The 690-nt window shown below is 63.0% G+C and carries 1 protein-coding gene; it reads right to left on the reverse strand.

Translation table 11 applies throughout. The features are described from left to right. The coding region (locus tag AWB74_RS45060; RefSeq protein WP_407642561.1) for a tyrosine-type recombinase/integrase at positions 1–690 on the reverse strand (690 nt) is incomplete at both ends.

Genomic DNA, 690 nt, shown 5'->3' on the forward strand with positions numbered 1-690 from the left:
TGTGTCTTAGCCAGTGAGCAGACGCTTGCTCGAGGATGTCGGCGCGCGCGGCAGCGGACGGGTCGCGCTCTCGGAGTTTCACCGCGGCACCCGCAAAGACTTCTTTGACGATCGCGTGCAAAGCGGCGCGGGTCAGAGGCGCGCACGTCTGCGTGCCGCCGTTCGCTGTCGTCGCGCCAATCGGCAACACCAGCGGCGTATCTTCATTGGGTGAGGGGAGTGCACTCAGCCCGAGATGCTGTCGGTATCGCGAGAGTTCCACCATCATTTCGCGCGTGGCCGGAATCAGACGCTCCTTGCCGCCTTTGCCATGCACAGTCAGCCACCATCTCATCGTGCCATCGACGTCGCGCCTTACGAAGAATTGCCCCATGTTGTTCGCGCCGACTTCCGCGATGCGCAGGCCGCCAAGGTAGAGCAGTGTGAAGAGCCATCGCACGCGATACGCATGAGCGGACTCGCGTGCTGTGTCCCGTGGCATGGTCGCGATGTAGTCTTTGACCTCTTGCCAGATGCTCGGCTCCAGATAGCGAGTGATGTGCGGCGCCGCTTGCCGGGCACGCTGTCGGGAAAGCGAGAGCGGGTTGCCCGCCAGATACCCAGCTTGAACCAGCCACGAAAACAACGCATTCAGAATCACGATCGCCTGGCGCTGACTCGCGGGTGAGAGCGGCCCATAGAACGGGCGCC

The sequence above is a fragment of the Caballeronia arvi genome (genome assembly GCF_001544695.2).
GTDB classification, from domain to species: Bacteria; Pseudomonadota; Gammaproteobacteria; order Burkholderiales; family Burkholderiaceae; genus Caballeronia; species Caballeronia arvi.